This window comes from Tunturiibacter empetritectus (assembly GCF_014201375.1).
Lineage (GTDB): Bacteria > Acidobacteriota > Terriglobia > Terriglobales > Acidobacteriaceae > Edaphobacter > Edaphobacter lichenicola_D.
On record NZ_JACHDZ010000002.1, the window covers coordinates 346,674 to 365,148 of the forward strand.

Consider the following 18,475-nt stretch of genomic DNA (forward strand, 5'->3'; position numbering starts at 1 on the left):
ACTAGGAAGTGATGGCTACTTTGAAGGCAGTACGCGGGACTCGGGACTTGTTGCCTCCCGAGACGGCGCTTTGGAACTATGTGGAGGCAACGGCGAGAGCCGTCTTTGCACGCTATGGATTCGGGGAGATTCGTACCCCGATCTTCGAGGATACGGCGCTCTTCGCCCGCGGAGTAGGCGAGGAGACCGACATCGTCTCCAAGGAGATGTACACCTGGGAGGATCGCGCGCGAGCCGATAGCGACAGCGCGCAGAGCCTCACCCTCCGTCCCGAAAACACCGCCGGCGTAGTCCGCGCCTACATCGAGCACAAGCTCGCAGACACCGGAATGCTACAGAAGCTCTTCTACATCGGCCCGCAGTTCCGGCGCGAGCGGCCACAGCGCGGACGTTATCGCCAGTTCTGGCAGATCGGCGCAGAGGTCCTCGGACCAGCGTGGTCAGGCGCGGACAGCGCACTGCGCGATGCAGAAGTTCTGGAAATGCTCTCGACCTTCCTGAACGAGCTTGGCGTGAAGGGCTGGAAGCTCGAAGTGAACTCCGTGGGCTCCTCGACCGACCGGCCCAGGTACATCACTGCTCTGCGTGAGGCGTTGGCTCCCGTGAAACACAAAATGAGCGCAGACAATCAGCGCCGCGCCGAGACGAATCCGCTGCGTGTTCTCGACTCGAAGGATGCTGGCGATCAGGAGATCATCAACGGCCTTCCGAAGATCGCGGACTTCCTCGATGAAGTCAGCAAGGAGCACTTCGCGCAGGTACTCGCCGCGCTCGATGCATGCGGCGTCGCCTACACCATCAACCCGCGCCTGGTTCGCGGCCTGGACTACTACACGCGAACGACCTTCGAGTTTACCGTGCCCGATGGAAGCGGACTCGGAACGCAGAACGCTCTGTTAGGAGGCGGTCGCTACGATGGCCTCTCCGAGATGCTCGGCGGACCTAAGGCTCCTGGAATCGGCTTCGCGATTGGAGAAGATCGGTTGATCCTCACGCTTCAAGCTCAGGAATCGGCTGCCGTTGCGCGAAAGCTCGATGCGTTCCTCGCTCCGATGGGAGTCGCACAAAACGCCGCTGCCCTCGCACTGGCGCAGGAGCTTCGTCTAGCGGGACTCGCGGTTGAAGTCGGAGATGGAAGCTTCCGGCTGAAGAAGTCCTTCGAAGCGGCCGACAAGCTCGCCCGGCGAATGGTAATCGTGGGCGAAGATGAGGTTGCGTCGGGTATCCTGACGGTTAAAGACTTTAGCGCTGGCGAGCAGACAAAGGTTCCTCGAGCCGAACTCGCGAGCTTTTTGCGCGTTTAGGATTCTGCTCCTGCTTGTCTTCGATAGACAACTTCGAGAAGAACGATTTCGATTTGAAAGTGAATGAGATCATGTTGGATTTTTTAGGAACTTTGCAGCGGACCCAGATGTGTGGCGAACTTCGCGTGGAGCAGGATGGCCAGGAGGTTGTGCTGATGGGTTGGGTCAACCGTCGCCGTGACCACGGCAACCTGATCTTTCTCGATGTGAGAGACCGCAGCGGCATCACGCAGGTCGTGCTCGATAAAGAGGTCTCGCCCGAGGCGCACGCCAAGGCCGAGGCAGCGCGGTCCGAGTACGTCGTCGCGGTCAAGGGCAAGGTTCGCCGTCGCGGCGCAGGGCTCGAGAATCCGAACATGCCAACGGGTGCGATCGAGATCGTCGCCAACGAGCTGCTGCTGCTCAACGAGGCGAAGACCCCTCCGTTCTCGCCAGCCGAAGATGCTATTGCCAACGAAGAGGTGAGGCTCAAGTATCGCTATCTCGACCTGCGGCGGCCTCAGATGCAGCACAACTTCGAGCTGCGCAGCAAGGTCGCGATGGCGATCCGCAACTACCTCGTCGAGCAGGGCTTTCTTGAAATTGAGACTCCCTTCATGACGCGGTCCACTCCTGAAGGCGCACGCGACTACCTCGTCCCCAGCCGTGTTCACGCCGGAAGCTTCTACGCGCTGCCGCAGTCCCCACAGATCTTCAAGCAGATCCTCATGATCTCCGGCTTCGATAAGTACTTCCAGATCGCGCGTTGCTTCCGCGACGAAGATCTTCGCGCCGACCGCCAGCCGGAGTTCACCCAGATCGACCTCGAGATGAGCTTCCCCCAGCAGGAGAAGGTCTTTCGCGTGGTCGAAGGATTTCTCACCGCCGCGTTCAAGACAGCCTCGATCTCGTTGACCACCCCCTTCGTGCAGATGACCTACGACGACGCGATTCGCAACTACGGCATTGACAAGCCAGACATGCGCCTGCCCGCGATGGTTTCGCTGACCGACGTACTCACACCGGAGCTGCGCGAGCAGCTAAAGATCGAGAAGGACCTGCCCGTGCTCGGATTCGTGATTCCCAAGGCAGGCACGCTCAGCGGAACGCAGAAGCGCGCGTTGGTGGAAGAAATCCGCGCAACGTTCGGCGACAGCGGTCTCGACTTTCTCGATGTGGCACGGCTGAAGACCAACGAGGCGTTCAATCCGCTGGCTGTGGCGATCGAAGCCAAGCTCTCAGACGAGCAGACACGCTTTGAAGCAGCCGCGAAGCAGGTAGACGCTGTCGATCTGATCATCGTCATCACCCCCAAACTCGGTACGCCTGCGAAGTGGAACCACGATCCGCAGTGGATCTACAAGCGTGTGGGTGCATTGCGCCTGCAGCTTGCGGCCAAGTTCGCAGACAAGCACAAGCTGTTCGAAAAGACCGGCACCGAAGCCGACTACAAGTTTCTCTGGGTCACCGACTTCCCCATGTACGAGTGGGACGAGGAGACCAAAGTCTGGAACGCAGCGCATCATCCCTTCACCTCACCTCATGAAGAGGACATCAAGGCCGGCCGCCTCACCAACGACAAGGGCGCAGTGCGAGCGCTCGCCTACGACATCGTCCTCAACGGAACCGAGCTAGGTTCAGGCTCGATCCGTATTCACCGGCAGGATGTGCAGGCGGAGATCTTCCGCTCGCTGGGCATGTCGGACGCCGAGGCGAAGGAGCGTTTCGGCTTCTTCCTCGACGCACTCGAGTACGGCACACCTCCACACGGCGGCATCGCGCTCGGCCTCGACCGCATCGTGATGATCCTCGCCGGCGCAACCAGCCTGCGCGAGGTCATTGCGTTCCCCAAGACGGCAAAGGCGATCGACCTGATGGTGGACGCGCCTACGCCCGTCAGCGATCAGCAGATGCGCGAGCTGCACCTGAAGACGGTGACTCGAACTTAGAGCAAGCTCCTCATCGAGCTAGAGCGGCGATAACTACCCGGAACCCATGTCTCAGATTCGATACATCGCACATCCGCGTTCGCCAGCGTTCGGCCTCCAAAAACATCGCGCTTCCTCACCTCCGCCCCGCCACATTCCAAAGTCAATCTCTGCATGGTAGACTCGCGTTTCCCTGTAACACGTGGGTCGCTTTGTGCATCTGACTGACGTGGTACGAAGCTCAGCCGCCTAACGCAGAAGTCGGAGTTCGGAAGATTATGAGAGATACCCTTGGTGTTCTACTCGCTGGTGGCGCAGGCGAACGGCTCTTTCCCCTCACCCGCGATCGTGCAAAGCCCGCCGTCCCCTTCGCCGGCCAGTACCGTATCATCGACATCACCCTCTCCAATTGCATCAACTCCGACCTCCGCCACGTCTACATCCTCACCCAGTACAAGGCGCTCTCCCTCAACCGCCACATCCGCGAGGGCTGGGGAACCGTCGTAGCCAACGAGCTCGGCGAGTTCATCGAGATCCTTCCCCCCATGCAGCGCGTCTCCAAGTCCTGGTACCAGGGCACCGCCGACGCCGTCTACCAGAACATCTACTCCATCGGCTCCGAAGAGCCCAAACACGTTCTCATCCTCTCCGGCGACCACATCTACAAGATGAACTACGCCCTCATGATGCAGCAGCACACCGACTCAGGCGCCGACGTCACCATCGCGACCCTCCCCATCAAGCCGGAAGAGGTCTCTTCCTTCGGCGTCGTCGAAGTCGCCCGCAACGGCGAGGTCACCGGCTTCGAGGAGAAGCCAAAAGAAACCAAGCTCCGCTCGCCCTTCAACCCAGACATGGTCGACGCCTCCATGGGCATCTATATCTTCAACACCGACGTGCTTATCCCCGAGCTCATCAAGGACGCCGAAGACCCCGACTCCAAACATGACTTCGGCCACAACATCCTGCCCAACATCCTCGGACGCGTCAAGATGCGCGCCTACAACTTCGTCGACGAGAACAAGCAGAAGGCCCTCTACTGGCGCGACGTCGGTACCCTCGAGGCCTACTACGAGGCCAACATGGACGTCGCCGGCGTCACCCCTACCTTCAACCTCTACGACAAATCCTGGCCCATGCGCACTCGCCCCTACCAGTATCCGCCCGCAAAGTTCGTCTTTGGCGAACCCGGCCGCACCGGCATGGCCATCAACTCCATCGTCGCCGCCGGCACCATCGTCTCAGGAGCAGTCGTGCGCAACTCCGTCGTCTCGCAGGACGTTCGCGTCAACTCCTACGCCGACGTCGACTCCTCGATCGTCTTCTCCCACGTCAACATCGGCCGCCACTGCCGCATCCGACACGCCATCATCGACCGCGACGTCCACATCCCGGACGGCACCGTCATCGGCTACGACCCGAACGAGGACAAGAAGAACTACTTCGTCTCGCAGAGCGGCCTCACCGTCGTCACCCGCGACTACTCTGTCTACGAAAACCCTGTCTCTCCAGAGTTCCTCAACCGAGACACCCCAGGCAAGCCCGTAAACGTAGGACCAGAATAGCGGCCGGAGACCGAGGACAGTCTTATTCCCGACCAAAGGGAGGACCGAAGCAGTCAGCCTCTCCCAAACAAGGTATACAAGTCACGAAGTGACCGCCGCCCGCGGAGGGCGCCCGTCCGGCAGGACCTACCGCTTACCCATTCGATAAACCACACCACCAGAGATTCCAAAGAACTCCCGCGTCTCACTCCCAAAGTGCTCCAGAATCAAATCCGGCGAAAGCCGGATCGCCCAGTTCTTCGAGCGGTTGATGTCGATGCTTCCACCGATCGCCGCCACCGGCTTGGTCCGGTTCGTATAGAGTCCGGTCACCTGAGAAAACGTAGGCTGCCCCGGCTGCCCGGGCCTGAGGTCGTCATCGAAGGTCCCATGCGCAACGCCGCCATATGCGTGATAGTTGATGGCAACATATTGGTTCTTCGGTCCACGGTACTGCGCGCCCAGCAGACCCATGTTCAGGTAGACCAGCGGGCGGCTCAGATTGTACGGAAGTCCCTGCGCCTGGCCAAACACCGGCGTCGTTCCCGCCTCGCCCCGATACTCTGCGCCCACCCCAACATGGTTAGTGAACCAGTGATCGCCCGGCAGCCAGTAGGTCGCCAGAAACTCGCCTCCGCCCAGGTTCATTCGCCGTGGCAGCGACTGCCCGGCCTGGAAGTTCATAAAATTGATTCCGGCATAGAACTCATACTTGTTGTCGTAGGTCACCGGAGCCGCCAGCGCGATCTTCGTATTCGCGATCGGCACCGTGTTCTGCGTCGGCGCTGTCGCCGAGGATGAGGTAGCCTGCGCCCGCCCCAGTGTCGCGCCCGCCATCAGTAAACCCGCTGCCAACACTCCAAAGAAAGCGCGTTGCCCTGTCCTTCGCGCCCCTGTCAACTTCCATGCACCACTCGTCTTCAATCGCAACATCCGTCTCCGCATCTCTTCCAGCATCTGCTACTGCAGTTCTTCGCTATTCTTCGTGCACTTACCCTTTGTACACATACCAAGATATAACGTTCAGCCAACATCTGCTTCGGTCCCCGCTGCGTACCTATCCATAGCGCGGACCTGTGCGACAATAGTGGGTGGCAGTCGGCACATGCGTCAGGCTGCAGGGAGAAACAGTATGGGCGAACTATTTACACCAACACATCTCATCGTCATCGCCGTAGTCGTCCTGGTCCTCTTCGGCGGCAAAAAGCTGCCTGAGCTCGGCAAAGGTCTCGGCGAAGGTCTCCGCGGCTTCAAGGACGGGATGAAGGGCGTCACCGACGAGGTCAACAAGCCGACCGAGACAACCCACGCCGTCACCCCTAAGCCCGAAGAGTCCGTCAAATAACGCAACTTCCTCCCCGCGATTCAACTCCTCTTAGCTAGAAGCAAATTCCTGTGTCCTGCCAGACGGGCGCCCTGCGTGGGTGGCGGTCACTTTGTGACTCGTATACCGGTCTTGGCGGAATGAGCTCCACAGGTCCTCCCGTTGGTCGGCATAGAATTCAGTTTGCGACCAACGGGAGCACCGAGCGAAGCGGTATACAGGTCACGAAGTGACCGCCGCCCGCGCAGGGCGCCCGTCCGGCAGGACAAAACGAGGGAACCACTCGAATGAAGATCAAATCCACCCATCTCATCAAGCCAAACGCGCACGTCCGGCTCGCAAAAAAATCCACCTCAGACACCGGCAACTATAAGTCCGAGGAAGCCGCCGCAGCCGCCCTGGTCAAACACCGCACCCAACTCGCAGCCCTGCAGGACGTCTTCTACGCCAGCCAGACCAAAGCCCTCCTCATCGTCCTGCAAGGCATGGACACCGCCGGCAAAGACGGCACCATCAGCCACATCTTCTCTGGCATCAACCCCCAGGGCTGCGACGTCGCCGCCTTCAAAGTCCCCACCCCGCTCGAAGCCCGACACGACTTCCTCTGGCGAGCCCACGCCCAGGTCCCACCCCGCGGCATGATCAACATCTTCAACCGCTCCCACTACGAAGACGTCCTCTCCCCCCGCGTCCACAAGCTCATCACCGACAAAGTCATGCGCCGCCGCCTCGACGACATCAATCAGTTCGAAAGCATGCTCTTCGACAACGACGTCCTCATCCTCAAGTTCTATCTGCACATCTCCCGCGACGAGCAGACCCGCCGCCTCCAGTCCCGCATCGACGACAAACAAAAGCACTGGAAGCTCTCCGAGGCCGACCTTCACGAGCGCAAGTTCTGGCCCCAGTACATCGACGCCTACGACCGCATCCTCTCCACCACCAGCCCCAAACTCGCCCCCTGGTTCGTCATCCCCGCCGACCACAAGTGGTATCGCAACATCGCCATCTCCACCATCCTCGTAGACGCGCTGCAAAGCCTCAAACTCAAATTTCCCGACCCCACCCTCGACGCCTCCACCATCAAGCTCTAATTGCAGCAAGCCAGACAGCGGCTGCATTTCAGTTGCGTCTTGTCGGCCTCAAAAAAAATCTTGTCATTCTGAGCGAAGCGAAGAACCCCCGCATTTTGCATTTGTCGTTGTTCTTGCGTTTGAGGCAGAGCAGGGCTTTAGCCCTGCGTCAAATCCTGCCGCAAAGCGGCATACTCTCTGCGGAAGGTTGGAGCGCAGCCGAAGGGCGAAGCGACAAAATATTGCTCTTGTCGTTGCTTGTTCCTCTCTCCCCATCAAGCAATCCGCGAACCCACTAAAGCGTAACCATCACTACAGCCGCCGCAGCCACAGCCATCCCCCACGCCTGCCTTCGCGTAGGCCGCTCCCGCAGCGCCCACGCCGCCAGCAGAATCGTCGAAGCCGGATAAAGCGAAGCCAGCACCGCCGCCACATCCAGCCGTCCTGCCCGCGTCGCCGCTATATAGAACAGATTTCCCGAAGTATCCAGTAGCGCCGTGCCCATAGCCCACATCACCACCGGCCGGGTCACCCGCGCTCGCTCGCCGCCTTGGTTCGAGCGCAGGGAGATCGCCGCCAGCATCAACGCACAGACGCCGATACTACCGATCCTGGCCGTCGCCACCGGCCAGATCACTCCCGTCTTCGCCGCCGCCACCTTCAACGCCGTGAAGTAAATCCCAAACCCCACCCCGCCGATCACGGCCAGCCAGAAGGTACTCCGGTCCGCCGGCTTCGCCTCAGCATTCTCTCCCGCCGCAATCAGCCAGATCGAAACCCCCGCCACCAAAAATCCAGCCAGCTGCAACATCCCCGGCGACCCCTCCCACGCAGCAGAAAACGCCGCCGGAATCGCCGCCGCCAATAACCCGCTCAGCGCCGCCGATGCCCCCATCGCCCCACGCGACAACGCAATATAAAAGCATGCCAGCGAGACCCCCGCCGTCACCCCGGCCACTACTCCACAGAGCAGCGCAGCCCCATGCAGAAACGCATCCCCCCGCGCCCACGCCGCCAGCACCAGCAAGCTCAAGCTCGCGCAGTGGCTCAGCAGAATCACCCGCAGCGCAGCGCCCATCGAGCCACCGGCCTGCTTCACGCCCATGCCGCCCGAAAAATCCCCACCGCCCCACAGCACTGCGGCAGCCAGCGCCAGCAGCGCATTTCCGTGCACCAGCATCTCCATCAGATTCCGATCAGGCCGCGCCGCCGGCCACCGAGTCTTACTTGACCGTCACAATCCCCGCAGGACGCGAATCGCCCGCCGTCGGATAGTAGCCCTTCTTCGCAATCACCGTCAGGTTCGGCCTCATCACCTTCACCTCAAGCGTCCGGTACTTGCCATCGATAAACGGCTCATGCGTGTAGTAGCCGACCGTGTACTGCGTCCGCACCTCTTCCGCAATCTTCGCAAAGCTCGTCTCGATACCCTTCTGCCGGAACTCGCCATCAAAGTTCCCGCCCGTAGCATTCGCATACGCCGGCAGAATGTTATCCCGCATCTGCAGCGGCAGGTGAATCCGGTCCAGGAATCCAATCACCGGCAGCGACGAATCACCCACCAGCGTCCCATACACCGCAATCTTGTTCGTGTTCAGGTACTTCACCACCTGCGAAAACTTCGCCGTACTCCCATACTCGCGTCCATCGCTAATTACATAGATAATCCGCCGCCGTCCGGTCTTGGTCTTCGCCAACGCCGTCCCCGCCGCCAGAATCGCATCGTTCAGCGTATGCACATCCCGCGGAACATTCTGAATTCCCAAAATACTCGTCCCATGCGTTGCATTCGTATTCGGATCAGTGTGGCTATCCTGCCCACCATTGATATTGATGTTCTGTCCCAGCGGCCCCGTCGTGTCGTAGTAGATCGGCTCACGCCCCGTCACCTTCGACCGCTCCAACACTGCCTCCAGACGCGCACTCTGCGCCCCGGTAAAGTCCGTCTGCATCTTCGGCCCGTTGTTATACGTAAACACCGAGACCTCGTCGTACGGCGTGAACGCTCCCTGCAGCGCAGACAGCGAGTTGTTCACCTTCGCCATATTGTCATAGGTCAAGCTCTGGTCGATCACCAGCGCCACCGACAGAGGAAATGGATCGACCGTAAACAGATCCAGCTTCTGCCGCAGGTTGTTCTCGTACACCCGCACATCGCGCCACGTCAGCCCCGGCACCAGTCGCTGCTTGTTGTCCTTCACCGTAAACGGCACTTCCACAAAGTTCGTCTGCACCCGCAGCGTAAACGCCTCGGGCCCCTGTCCACCCGTCGGAATCTCAGGCGGCGGCCCATCGTCCTGCTTCTGCGCCGCGCTCTCCGGCAGCCTGCTCGGCACTCCGCCATCTTCGGTAGGGGTAGACTTGTCACCCGCCGACTCCGGCGTCGTCCCCGCACCCGGCGTCACCGGCCCAACCGGCAGTCCCTGCGGGTTCGGAGCATCGGGAATCGTCTGTGGTTTTGGCCCATCAGGGATCGACTGTGGGATCGTCTGCTGTTGCGGCACCTCCTGCTGCGCCTGCGTCAACGCCGGCTGTCCAGCCATCATGCACGCCAAAGCCCCTGCCAACACACTGTTCCTCACCACGACCACGCGAAAATCCCCCATACCTTCCAGCCAGGCCTTCACAGCCCAAAGCTTCACGAACTACCAGACTATCAGCGCAACATCCCCGCCGCCATCCCCATCCGCAGGATCCAGCCGCGCCGCCATACCCTTGGACGTCCAGCCGCCTCACAACGTTGCGCCCCCGCCGCCTTCTCCTCTTCCAAATCCCTAAAACGACACAGTCTTATCCACCACACGCAATCCTGCACCACCCTGAAAGAAGCGTCATCTCGACCAAAGTGGTTCACGGTCTCATCGTGAACCACGTAGTGGACAGACCCCCGCATTTGTTCTTGGAGTTGCTTGTTCTTGTAGTTGCTCGTTCCCTCGTTACCGTTCGTAGCCGCCGCCGCCTCACATTTTCCTCAAACTCACCTCCAACTTCGTCGTCTAATACGGTATGCGCCTCTTCTGCCTCGCCGCCGTCGCCCTCGCTCTCGCTCCCGCCCTCCACGCGCAGGAGGCCCCCTCCCCCGGCGGCCCGCCCCCCGCCAGCGACGCCGCCGCCCAGCCCGTCGACATCGGCGACACCCAGACCCTCAAAGTCAACGTCAACCTCGTCAACGTCTACTTCTCCGTCCGCGACAAGAGCGGCTTCATCACCAACCTCCACAAAGACGACTGCAGCATCTTCGAGGACAAGGCCCCGCAAAAAACCAAGAACTTCACCCAGGAGAAAAACCTCCCCCTCACCATCGGCATCCTCCTCGACACCAGCGGCAGCCAGATCCACGTCCTCCCCCTCGAGCAGCAGTCCGGCGCGGAGTTCCTCAAAGACGTCCTCACCCCCAAAGACGAAGCCTTCCTCATCTCCTTCGACATTAACGTCAACCTCCTCTCCGACTACACCAACAGCCCCCGCGAGATCAAACGCTCCCTCGACTCAGCCGAAATAAACACCGGTGCCGGCACCGGCTCAGTCACCGGCAACGGCACCGCGCGCGGGACGTTGCTCTTCGATGCCGTCTACCTCGCCGCCCACGACAAGCTCCGTCAGGAGGCCGGCCGTAAGATCCTCGTCCTGCTCACCGACGGAGGCGACCAGGGCTCCCAGGAAACTTTGAAGACCGCAACCGAGGCCGCGCAAAAGGCGAACGCCATCGTCTACGTCATCCTCCTCTCCGACCGCGGCTTCTACGGCGGCGGCTTCGGCATCAACCTCGCCGACACCGGCGAACGCGACATGCAGAAGCTCGCCACCGACACCGGCGGCCGCGTCATCAACGTAGGCAACAACGGTAAGAAGCTCGAAGAAGCCTTCAACCAGATCCAGGACGAGCTCCGCACCCAGTACCTCGCCAGCTTCACCCCCACCAACACCAAAATCGACGGCACCTTCCGCACCCTCAATATCACCTGCCAGCCCGGCCAGAAGATCCAGGCCCGCAAGGGCTACTACGCCATCGCCGACGCCCTCGGCAAAGACGACTAGCCCCACTTGCCTGTCCTTTGTTTGTCATCCCGTAGGGATCTGCTTTTTTGCTCTCCGCTTTTCTCCCTATCCTCACCACCGCCGTCATCCTGAGCGAAGTGGCTCACGGCACTATGTGAGCCACGCAGTCGAAGGATCCCGTATTTCGTCGTTGCTCTTGCCGTTGCTGTATTTTTTCCGCAAAAGGGTGAAGGCAAGAACCGGAAGGGCACGCCTTCAGCCGTGCCGCAAGAGCCGCCGCGAAGCGGTTACCGCTCTCCCCGAAGGCTGGAGCGAAGCCCGAAGGGCGAAGCGACTAAATCTATTGCCTTTGTTTTTCCGCGATTTCCGCCCAAAAATCGCATGTCAAGCCCCATAACCACTCAACTCCTTACAAACCAATAACATCCGCATGGCATTTCGTCAGGTCCCAACCGCTATACTGGATACAGAGAGAAAGAAGAGAAGTCAGAGCGCGACCGCCAACACGTAACTTGTTGATAACAAGTATTTTGTGGATAACCAATTTGTATTGAATACTTTGCAGAGGATACCCCTCTGTAAAACATTGAATACAAGTACTTTGCGCCCAAAATACTCTACCAGGGGGAGGGGGGTACCCCTCCCAGCCAAGGAGTCAGCATGGAGTACATCAATCTCGGCAAGACCGGCCTCAAAGTCTCCCGCATCACCCTCGGCTGCATGTCCTACGGAGTCCCTCCCGCCGGCCCCTTGCGCCCCGGCAGCCACGCCTGGGCCCTCAACGAAGAAGAGAGCCAGCCCTTCTTCAAACAAGCCCTCGACCTCGGCATCAACTTCTTCGACACCGCCAACATCTACACCGTAGGCTCCAGCGAAGAGATCCTAGGCCGCTTCCTCAAAGCCAACACCAAACGCGAAGACACCGTCATCGCAACCAAGCTCTTCTACGCCCTGCACGACGACCCCAACGCCAAGGGCCTCGGGCGCAAGCAGATCTTCTTTGAACTCGACCAGAGCCTCAAGCGCCTCGGCACCGACTACGTCGACCTCTACCAGATCCACCGCTGGGACTACGAGACTCCCATCGAAGAGACTATGGAAGCCCTCCACGATTGCGTCAAGTCCGGCAAGGTTCGCTACATCGGAGCTTCCTCCATGTACTCCTGGCAGTTCGCCAAGGCCCTCTACACCGCCGATCTCCACGGCTGGACCCGCTTCGTCTCCATGCAGAACCACTACAACCTCCTCTACCGCGAAGAGGAGCGGGAGATGATGGGCCTCTGCCAGGCCGAAGGTATCGGCGTCATCCCCTGGAGCCCGCTAGCCCGAGGCCGTCTCGCTCGCGCCTGGAACGCCGAGACCACCAAACGCAATGACACCGACCAGTTCGCCAAAACCATCTACGTCCCAACCGAAGAAGCCGACAAAAAGGTAATTGACCGTCTCGGCGAACTCGCCGAAAAGCGAGCCATCCCGCGCGCCGCCCTGGCCATCGCCTGGATGCTCAGCAAACCTTACATCACCTCGCCCATCGTAGGCGCCACCAAGCCGAACCACCTCACCGACGCCGCAGCCGCCCTCTACGTCAATCTCACACCCGAAGAGATCGCCTCACTCGAAGAGCCCTACATCCCCCACTCCGTCGTAGGCTTCAGCTAAACAAGCTATAACCCCCCGACCAACGGGAGGACCATGCACGCCAATCAGCCAAGGCAAGGTATACAAGTCACGAAGTGACCGCCCCACGCGAAGTGGGCCCGTCCGGCAGGACAGGCAGAGAAAAGAAAGTAGAAAAATGCTAATACCCTCAATCGACCTGATGGGCGGCCGCATCGTCCAACTAGTGCAAGGCGAAAAGCTCAAGCTAGCCTTCGACGACTTCGAGTACTGGATCGAGCGCTTCGCCAAGTACCCGCTAGTCCAACTCATCGACCTCGACGCCGCCATGCGTCTAGGCAACAACCGCTCCCTCATCGAGATGATCGCAAAACGTCTCCCATGTCAGGTAGGAGGCGGCCTCAAGACCGCCGAAGATGGCAAGCTCCTCCTCGAAGCCGGAGCCAAACGAGTCATCTACGGCTCCAGTCTCTTCCGGCCGGCCGAGCCCGATCACATCCGCCGCCACAAGCTCATCTATCTCGAGTTCGCCGAAGGCCTCAAATCCTCACTCGGCGAAGAAGCCCTGGTCTTCAGCGTAGACACCAAAGCCGGAAGAGTAGCCGTCAAAGGCTGGAAGGACTCCGTTGACCTCACTCCCGAAGAAGCCATCACCTGGCTCGAAGACTACTGCGCCGCCTTCCTCTACACCCACGTAGACACTGAAGGAACCATGCAGGGCTTCCCCCTGGAAGTAGCCGCGATCCTCAGAGCCTGCACCGCCAAACAACTCATCGTAGCGGGAGGAATTAAAGAGCGTAGCGAAATAGACGCCCTCGACGCTATGGGAGTCGATGCCGTACCCGGAATGGCCGTCTACTCCGGCGTCATGGAAGCCTAGCAATCATCACCCGACCAACGGGAGGACCAAAGCGCACCACAGGGGCAACGCAAGGTATACACCCCACGAAGTGGGCGCCCTCCGCGCAGGAGGCCCGTCCGGCAGGACATATCTAACAACTAACAAGGCAGCCGAACCGGAACCCCGGCAAGCTGCAACGCCGCCTTCAACTCTCGCGAATCAGTAACGCCGAAGTGAAATATGCTAGCCGCCAGCGCCGCATCCGCCTTGCCCTGCCCAAACACCTCAACAAAGTGCCCTGCAGTCCCCGCCCCACCCGAAGCAATCACCGGGATCTGCACCGCCCCACTCACCATCGCGGTCAACTCACAATCGAACCCACTCCGCATCCCATCGGTATCCATCGAAGTCAGCAGAATCTCCCCCGCCCCTCGCTCCTCAGCCTCACGAACCCAATCCAACACCCGCCGCCCCGCCGCCTTCCGACCACCACTCACAAAAACTTCTGCCTCTTCCACCCCGCGACCTTCAACGCGCCGAGCATCGACAGCGACAATCACAGCCTGCGCACCAAAGCTACCGCCAATCTCCCCAATCAACTCCGGCCTCGCGATCGCCGACGAGTTGATGCTCACCTTATCCGCACCCGCATCGAATACCGCCGCAGCATCCTCCGCACTCCGAATCCCACCACCAACCGTAAACGGCACAAACAGCGCCGCAGCCGTTCGCTTCACCGTATCGAGCAGCGTCCCTCGCCCCTCATGCGTCGCCGTAATATCCAGCAGCACAATCTCATCCGCGCCCGCCGCAGCATGACGATGCGCCAGCTCCGCCGGGTCCCCCGCATCGACGATGTCCACGAACTTCACACCCTTCACCACGCGCCCGCCGCGCACATCAAGACAAGCAATAATCCGCTTCGTCAGCATCGCTATCCCAACCTCATCGGCACAGCCGCAGGCACCGCCACCGACTCACCCTCACACACGACCCTGGCCAGCGAGTCCCCATTCTCGATCACCGCGCCATGCTCCACAAACCACTCCACCAGCAGACCCTGGCGCGGCGCAGGCACATGAAACTCCATAGCACCATCCGTCAGAGTGCAAACCGCCTGCCCTGTTCCGACAAGCGACCCCGCCGGCACCAGCTGCTGCACAAACGTATAAGAAGGTTCTTCCGCCGCAATCTTTAACTCATACAAAAAAGGCATACTCTACAACTCCACAAAGTTCTTCAAAACCTGTAATCCCACTGCGCTCGACTTCTCCGGATGAAACTGCACTCCCATCACATTGTCCTTCTCGACGACTCCCGTAAACGCTCCACCATATTCTGTAACCGCCGCAGTTTCATGAATCACCGGAGCACGCCACGAGTGAGTGTAGTAAACAAATCCACCACGTTCGACCCCGCGCAGCAATCTCGAATAAGCGCTCAACCGCTCCAGCGAGTTCCACCCAACATGCGGAGACTTCAACTCCACGCCCTCGAACTGAGCAGGGAACCGCTCACACCTCCCCGCAAAGTGCCCCAACCCAGTCGCGCCCGGAGCCTCGGTTGACCCCTCAAACAACCACTGCAACCCCACACAAATCCCCAGGAACCAAGCACCCTTAGCAATACTCTCCCGCACCGCATCTGCCAACCCAAGCTCGTGCAACAAGGATGTAGCCTGAAAGTGTCCCACCCCAGGCAACACCACCTTAGCCGCTCCGTACACCACCGCAGGATCCTGAGTCACCACCATCTCGTGCACGCCAAGATAATTCAGCGTCTTCACAACGCTGGTCAGGTTCCCCGCCTTGTAATCGATAATCGCAATCATGCAGGCAGCCTTACTCACCCATTCGTCATGGATAAAAACGATTTCAAAGCAATCCCTTGGTACTCGGTAACATCTCCCTCATCCGCTCATCTCGCGAACAAGCCCCACGTAGCGCCCTTGCGAACGCCTTGAAGATCGCCTCAATCTTGTGATGATTGCTGCGTCCATACATCGTCTTCACATGAACGTTTGCCTTCGCTCCACGAGCGAATCCATCGAAGAAATCGGTCAGCAACTCGCTCTGAAAATCTCCGACTAAGCGCACTTTCACTTTATCGTCGACAACATAAGCAACACGTCCACTAAGATCTACTGCCGCGACAGCAAGCGTCTCATCCATCGCCATCACAAAGTACCCAGCGCGCATGATTCCTTTCTTATCGCCCAGTGCTTTGCCAAACGCCTCGCCCAGAGCAATCCCCACATCTTCCACCGTATGGTGCTGGTCGACATCAAGATCGCCGGTGCACTTCAGCGTCAGGTCGAACCCGCCATGCCGCGTAAACAGCTCCAGCATGTGGTCGAAAAAACGAATTCCCGTTGATACCTTGTACACGCCCCGTCCATCGACGACGAGCTTCAACGCAATCTGCGTCTCCGTGGTGTCGCGCTTGATCGTCCCAGATCGAACCTTCAAAGTCTTCGCTGTCGTCATAGCGTCTCGCTCCAGTCAATCTTCTGTAGCGAAGCCTTCAGCGCCGCCAGTCCACGCGTTACATGTTCTTCGACCCCGATGGTGATACGCACGAAACCATCACATCCAGGATCAGTCGACCGATCGCGCAACAGCACCCCGTGCCGTCTCATCGCGTCCACAAGAGCCGCATGCTTCGGACCAATATTCATCAGGACAAAGTTCGCATGACTAGGAAAGAAGGGAATCCCCAGCTTTCGCAGTCCCTCCATCATTCGCTCTCGCCCTATACGCACCTGCTCGCTATACCAGGAAAGGTACTCCTCGTCGGCAATCGCAGCCGGCAGACAAGCTAGCGCTACTCCATTCACGTTGTACGGCGAAGATACCTTCCGCACACTCTTCAGCAACTCTCCATTCCCCGCCAACATGCCAACGCGCAGGTTCGCCAGCCCATAAGCCTTTGAAAACGTCCTTGCCACGATCAGATTCGGCACCGTCGCCAGATCTTCCATCGTCGACTCACCATGAAAGTGATGATATGCCTCATCAACCATCAACACCGCGTGAGGAGCCGCAGCGGCAATCGCCAGCAGATGCTCCTTCAGCACCGCTGCACCCGTCGGGTTGTTTGGAGAAGCAACGATGATCAGCTTTGTCTTCTCCGTAATAGCGGACATGAAGCGCTCGAACGGAAACTCCATCGTCGCATCCGCCTGCACCTTTCGCAGGTGAGGCGTCATCATTTTGATGCTCACGTCGTACATAAAAAACGTCGGGGTTGCAATCAGCGCCTCGTCATCCGCCTCGAGAAACGCCACACACATCAGGTGAATCGCCTCATCGACACCATTTGTCAGCAGCACTTCTTCTGTCTTCAATCCGAAATGCGCCGCGACTACTCTTTCTACCGGCTCCCTCTCGGGATACTTCGTCAGTCCCTCCGCCGTCAGCGCCAACAACGTCTCCATGACACGCGGCGAGGGCGCAAAGGTATTCTCGTTGAAGTCCAGACGCAATGCATCTCGTCCAGCCAGCGGCGGATGGTACTCCGGCATCTCTAATACTGCCTTACGCGGCTGCACAATTTTTTTATCTGTAACCAGATCAGTAGCAATACTCATCTCACCCTCACTCGCACGCTCTCTGCATGCCCTTTCAGCCCTTCAGCTTCAGCGAGTACAACTGCATGAGGGCCCATCTTCTTCAGCCCCGCCTTCGTGTACTGCTGCACTGTAATTACCTTCACAAGATCCATCACACTCAACCCTCCACGGATTCGTCCGAAGCGCCCGGTAGGCAACACATGATTAGGGCCGGAGACATAATCTCCCATCGACTGCGGTGTGTACTCCCCTACAAAGACCGACCCCGCATTTCGAATCCACTTCAAATCAGCCTCCGAATCCACGCTCAGATGCTCCGGCGCAAGACGATTCGTCAGCTCCTGAGCTTCGCGAACCGAAGAGGTTACAAATATGCATCCCCGTGCAGCCAGCGACTGCCTCGCAATCTCATTATCCCGCGCCCGCAGCTTCACCTCAGTTGCAACCCTCTTTGCCAAAGCTTCCTTGCTCGTAACCAGAACCGCCAGCGTCTCCGGGTCGTGCTCTGCCTGCGCAACCAGATCTGCTGCGATTCCCGCTGCGTCCCCGGCTTCACTCGTCACCACAATCTCCGTTGGCCCTGCCGGCATATCGATGCCGCACTCACTCGAAACCAATACCTTCGCCGCCGTCACATACAGGTTACCTGGCCCGACAATCTTATCGACTTGCTCGATCGTAACGGTGCCGTATGCCATCGCCGCAATCGCCTGGGCCCCGCCGACACGGTAAAACTCCGTCACCCCAGCTAACCACGCAGCAGCCATCGTCTCTTTTGCAGGCTTCGGCGAGCACACCACAATCCGTTCCACCCCCGCGACCTGCGAGGGAATCACCGTCATCAGCAACGTCGAAGGCAGCGGATAGCGTCCTCCCGGCACATAGCAGCCAACGCTGCCGAGCGGCCGCACGATCTGCCCCGTCCTCACTCCATCCACGGGAGAGATCGTCCAGTCCCGTGGCAGCTGCGCCTCGGCGAACGCCAGAATATTTCCTCGTGCCACCATCATCGCCGCTTGCAGCGCTGGCGCCGTCGAATTCCACGCGGCCTTCATCTCCTCCCGCGACACCAACAGCGGCTGGCCCTTTCGAAGTCCATCAAGCTCCGCCGCGTACTTCAGCAAAGCTCGATCGCCACCCTTACGCACCGCTGCGAGAATGCGTCGTACCACTGGTTCCACGCGCGCCGTATTCGCAGCGCCTCGCCGCTCCAGTGATTCGATCAACGCATCCGCCGCCGCTTTGCCACGGCCAAACGTCTTTACCAGCTTCATCCCGCAACTCCAGAGGCAAAT

At 59.5% G+C, this 18,475-nt stretch carries 17 protein-coding genes; 8 read left to right on the plus strand and 9 right to left on the minus strand.

Going from position 1 to position 18,475, the window contains the following annotated elements; all coding sequences use genetic code 11:
* Positions 1-11: 11 nt before the first annotated feature.
* The 3 genes from hisS to glgC all read left to right on the plus strand — a co-directional run bounded on the left by hisS (position 12) and on the right by glgC (position 4,776).
* A complete protein-coding gene (gene hisS / locus HDF10_RS07555) occupies positions 12-1,304 on the plus strand; it encodes a histidine--tRNA ligase (protein ID WP_183812101.1) in 1,293 nt (430 codons plus the stop codon).
* A 71-nt stretch (positions 1,305-1,375) separates the two neighbouring features.
* Positions 1,376-3,232, plus strand: coding sequence for an aspartate--tRNA ligase (aspS, locus tag HDF10_RS07560; protein WP_183812620.1), 1,857 nt, complete (start codon positions 1,376-1,378; stop codon positions 3,230-3,232).
* Between the two features lie 254 nt (positions 3,233-3,486).
* Positions 3,487-4,776: a glucose-1-phosphate adenylyltransferase gene (glgC, locus tag HDF10_RS07565; protein ID WP_311732709.1), complete on the plus strand. Its 1,290-nt coding sequence runs from the start codon at positions 3,487-3,489 to the stop codon at positions 4,774-4,776.
* A gap of 126 nt (positions 4,777-4,902) precedes the next feature.
* On the opposite strand, the gene HDF10_RS07570 is transcribed toward glgC, so the two are convergent.
* The gene (locus HDF10_RS07570; RefSeq protein ID WP_311732710.1) at positions 4,903-5,613 is read right to left on the minus strand and encodes a hypothetical protein; all 711 of its coding nucleotides are present in this window, start codon (positions 5,611-5,613) and stop codon (positions 4,903-4,905) included.
* A gap of 274 nt (positions 5,614-5,887) precedes the next feature.
* Between HDF10_RS07570 and HDF10_RS07575 the strand changes: the two genes are divergently transcribed.
* Both HDF10_RS07575 and HDF10_RS07580 read left to right on the plus strand, forming a co-directional pair.
* Positions 5,888-6,100, plus strand: coding sequence for a Sec-independent protein translocase subunit TatA/TatB (locus HDF10_RS07575; RefSeq protein WP_158945869.1), 213 nt, complete (start codon positions 5,888-5,890; stop codon positions 6,098-6,100).
* 266 nt (positions 6,101-6,366) lie between these two features.
* On the plus strand, positions 6,367-7,173 hold the full coding sequence (locus HDF10_RS07580) for a PPK2 family polyphosphate kinase (RefSeq protein WP_183812106.1): 807 nt from the start codon (positions 6,367-6,369) through the stop codon (positions 7,171-7,173).
* Between the two features lie 274 nt (positions 7,174-7,447).
* On the opposite strand, the gene HDF10_RS07585 is transcribed toward HDF10_RS07580, so the two are convergent.
* Both HDF10_RS07585 and HDF10_RS07590 read right to left on the minus strand, forming a co-directional pair.
* Complete coding sequence (locus HDF10_RS07585; protein ID WP_183812108.1) at positions 7,448-8,338, minus strand: EamA family transporter; 891 nt, start codon at positions 8,336-8,338, stop codon at positions 7,448-7,450.
* Between the two features lie 37 nt (positions 8,339-8,375).
* On the minus strand, positions 8,376-9,779 hold the full coding sequence (locus HDF10_RS07590; protein WP_311732692.1) for a VWA domain-containing protein: 1,404 nt from the start codon (positions 9,777-9,779) through the stop codon (positions 8,376-8,378).
* 379 nt (positions 9,780-10,158) lie between these two features.
* Here HDF10_RS07590 and HDF10_RS07595 point away from each other — a divergent pair, with 379 nt between their 5' ends.
* The 3 genes from HDF10_RS07595 to HDF10_RS07605 all read left to right on the plus strand — a co-directional run bounded on the left by HDF10_RS07595 (position 10,159) and on the right by HDF10_RS07605 (position 13,648).
* Entirely contained in the window at positions 10,159-11,190 is a 1,032-nt protein-coding gene (locus HDF10_RS07595) for a VWA domain-containing protein (protein ID WP_183812110.1), read from the plus strand.
* Positions 11,191-11,811: 621 nt separating this feature from the next.
* Entirely contained in the window at positions 11,812-12,810 is a 999-nt protein-coding gene (locus tag HDF10_RS07600; protein ID WP_183812112.1) for an aldo/keto reductase, read from the plus strand.
* 136 nt (positions 12,811-12,946) lie between these two features.
* Positions 12,947-13,648 carry a 1-(5-phosphoribosyl)-5-[(5-phosphoribosylamino)methylideneamino]imidazole-4-carboxamide isomerase gene (locus HDF10_RS07605; RefSeq protein ID WP_183812114.1) on the plus strand — a complete coding sequence of 234 codons (702 nt, stop codon included), beginning with the start codon at positions 12,947-12,949 and terminating at the stop codon, positions 13,646-13,648.
* A gap of 119 nt (positions 13,649-13,767) precedes the next feature.
* Here the strand turns inward: HDF10_RS07605 and hisF are convergent, their stop codons facing one another.
* The 6 genes from hisF to hisD are packed head-to-tail and all read right to left on the minus strand — an operon-like array spanning position 13,768 to position 18,454.
* Positions 13,768-14,541 carry an imidazole glycerol phosphate synthase subunit HisF gene (hisF, locus tag HDF10_RS07610; protein ID WP_183812116.1) on the minus strand — a complete coding sequence of 258 codons (774 nt, stop codon included), beginning with the start codon at positions 14,539-14,541 and terminating at the stop codon, positions 13,768-13,770.
* A gap of 2 nt (positions 14,542-14,543) precedes the next feature.
* A complete protein-coding gene (locus tag HDF10_RS07615) occupies positions 14,544-14,825 on the minus strand; it encodes a biotin/lipoyl-containing protein (protein ID WP_183812117.1) in 282 nt (93 codons plus the stop codon).
* Between the two features lie 3 nt (positions 14,826-14,828).
* Positions 14,829-15,440 carry an imidazole glycerol phosphate synthase subunit HisH gene (gene hisH / locus HDF10_RS07620; protein WP_183812118.1) on the minus strand — a complete coding sequence of 204 codons (612 nt, stop codon included), beginning with the start codon at positions 15,438-15,440 and terminating at the stop codon, positions 14,829-14,831.
* A gap of 43 nt (positions 15,441-15,483) precedes the next feature.
* Positions 15,484-16,095 (minus strand): imidazoleglycerol-phosphate dehydratase HisB, encoded by a 612-nt coding sequence (gene hisB / locus HDF10_RS07625; RefSeq protein WP_183812119.1) that lies wholly within the window; start codon positions 16,093-16,095, stop codon positions 15,484-15,486.
* On the minus strand, positions 16,092-17,198 hold the full coding sequence (gene hisC / locus HDF10_RS07630; RefSeq protein WP_183812120.1) for a histidinol-phosphate transaminase: 1,107 nt from the start codon (positions 17,196-17,198) through the stop codon (positions 16,092-16,094). Before hisC ends, hisB begins: the two co-directional genes overlap by 4 nt.
* Positions 17,195-18,454: a histidinol dehydrogenase gene (gene hisD / locus HDF10_RS07635; protein WP_183812121.1), complete on the minus strand. Its 1,260-nt coding sequence runs from the start codon at positions 18,452-18,454 to the stop codon at positions 17,195-17,197. The genes hisC and hisD overlap by 4 nt, the downstream gene beginning before the upstream one ends.
* Positions 18,455-18,475 lie beyond the last annotated feature (21 nt).

What these genes read in the sequence shown, in the direction of transcription:
- hisS (WP_183812101.1), top strand. Translation starts at nt 12, where the DNA reads ATGGCTACTTTGAAGGCAGTACGCGGGACTCGGGACTTGTTGCCTCCC.
- aspS (WP_183812620.1), top strand. Translation starts at nt 1,376, where the DNA reads ATGTTGGATTTTTTAGGAACTTTGCAGCGGACCCAGATGTGTGGCGAA.
- HDF10_RS07575 (WP_158945869.1), top strand. Translation starts at nt 5,888, where the DNA reads ATGGGCGAACTATTTACACCAACACATCTCATCGTCATCGCCGTAGTC.
- HDF10_RS07580 (WP_183812106.1), top strand. Translation starts at nt 6,367, where the DNA reads ATGAAGATCAAATCCACCCATCTCATCAAGCCAAACGCGCACGTCCGG.
- HDF10_RS07585 (WP_183812108.1), bottom strand. Translation starts at nt 8,338, where the DNA reads ATGGAGATGCTGGTGCACGGAAATGCGCTGCTGGCGCTGGCTGCCGCA.
- HDF10_RS07595 (WP_183812110.1), top strand. Translation starts at nt 10,159, where the DNA reads ATGCGCCTCTTCTGCCTCGCCGCCGTCGCCCTCGCTCTCGCTCCCGCC.
- HDF10_RS07600 (WP_183812112.1), top strand. Translation starts at nt 11,812, where the DNA reads ATGGAGTACATCAATCTCGGCAAGACCGGCCTCAAAGTCTCCCGCATC.
- HDF10_RS07605 (WP_183812114.1), top strand. Translation starts at nt 12,947, where the DNA reads ATGCTAATACCCTCAATCGACCTGATGGGCGGCCGCATCGTCCAACTA.
- hisF (WP_183812116.1), bottom strand. Translation starts at nt 14,541, where the DNA reads ATGCTGACGAAGCGGATTATTGCTTGTCTTGATGTGCGCGGCGGGCGC.
- HDF10_RS07615 (WP_183812117.1), bottom strand. Translation starts at nt 14,825, where the DNA reads ATGCCTTTTTTGTATGAGTTAAAGATTGCGGCGGAAGAACCTTCTTAT.
- hisH (WP_183812118.1), bottom strand. Translation starts at nt 15,440, where the DNA reads ATGATTGCGATTATCGATTACAAGGCGGGGAACCTGACCAGCGTTGTG.
- hisB (WP_183812119.1), bottom strand. Translation starts at nt 16,095, where the DNA reads ATGACGACAGCGAAGACTTTGAAGGTTCGATCTGGGACGATCAAGCGC.
- hisC (WP_183812120.1), bottom strand. Translation starts at nt 17,198, where the DNA reads ATGAGTATTGCTACTGATCTGGTTACAGATAAAAAAATTGTGCAGCCG.
- hisD (WP_183812121.1), bottom strand. Translation starts at nt 18,454, where the DNA reads ATGAAGCTGGTAAAGACGTTTGGCCGTGGCAAAGCGGCGGCGGATGCG.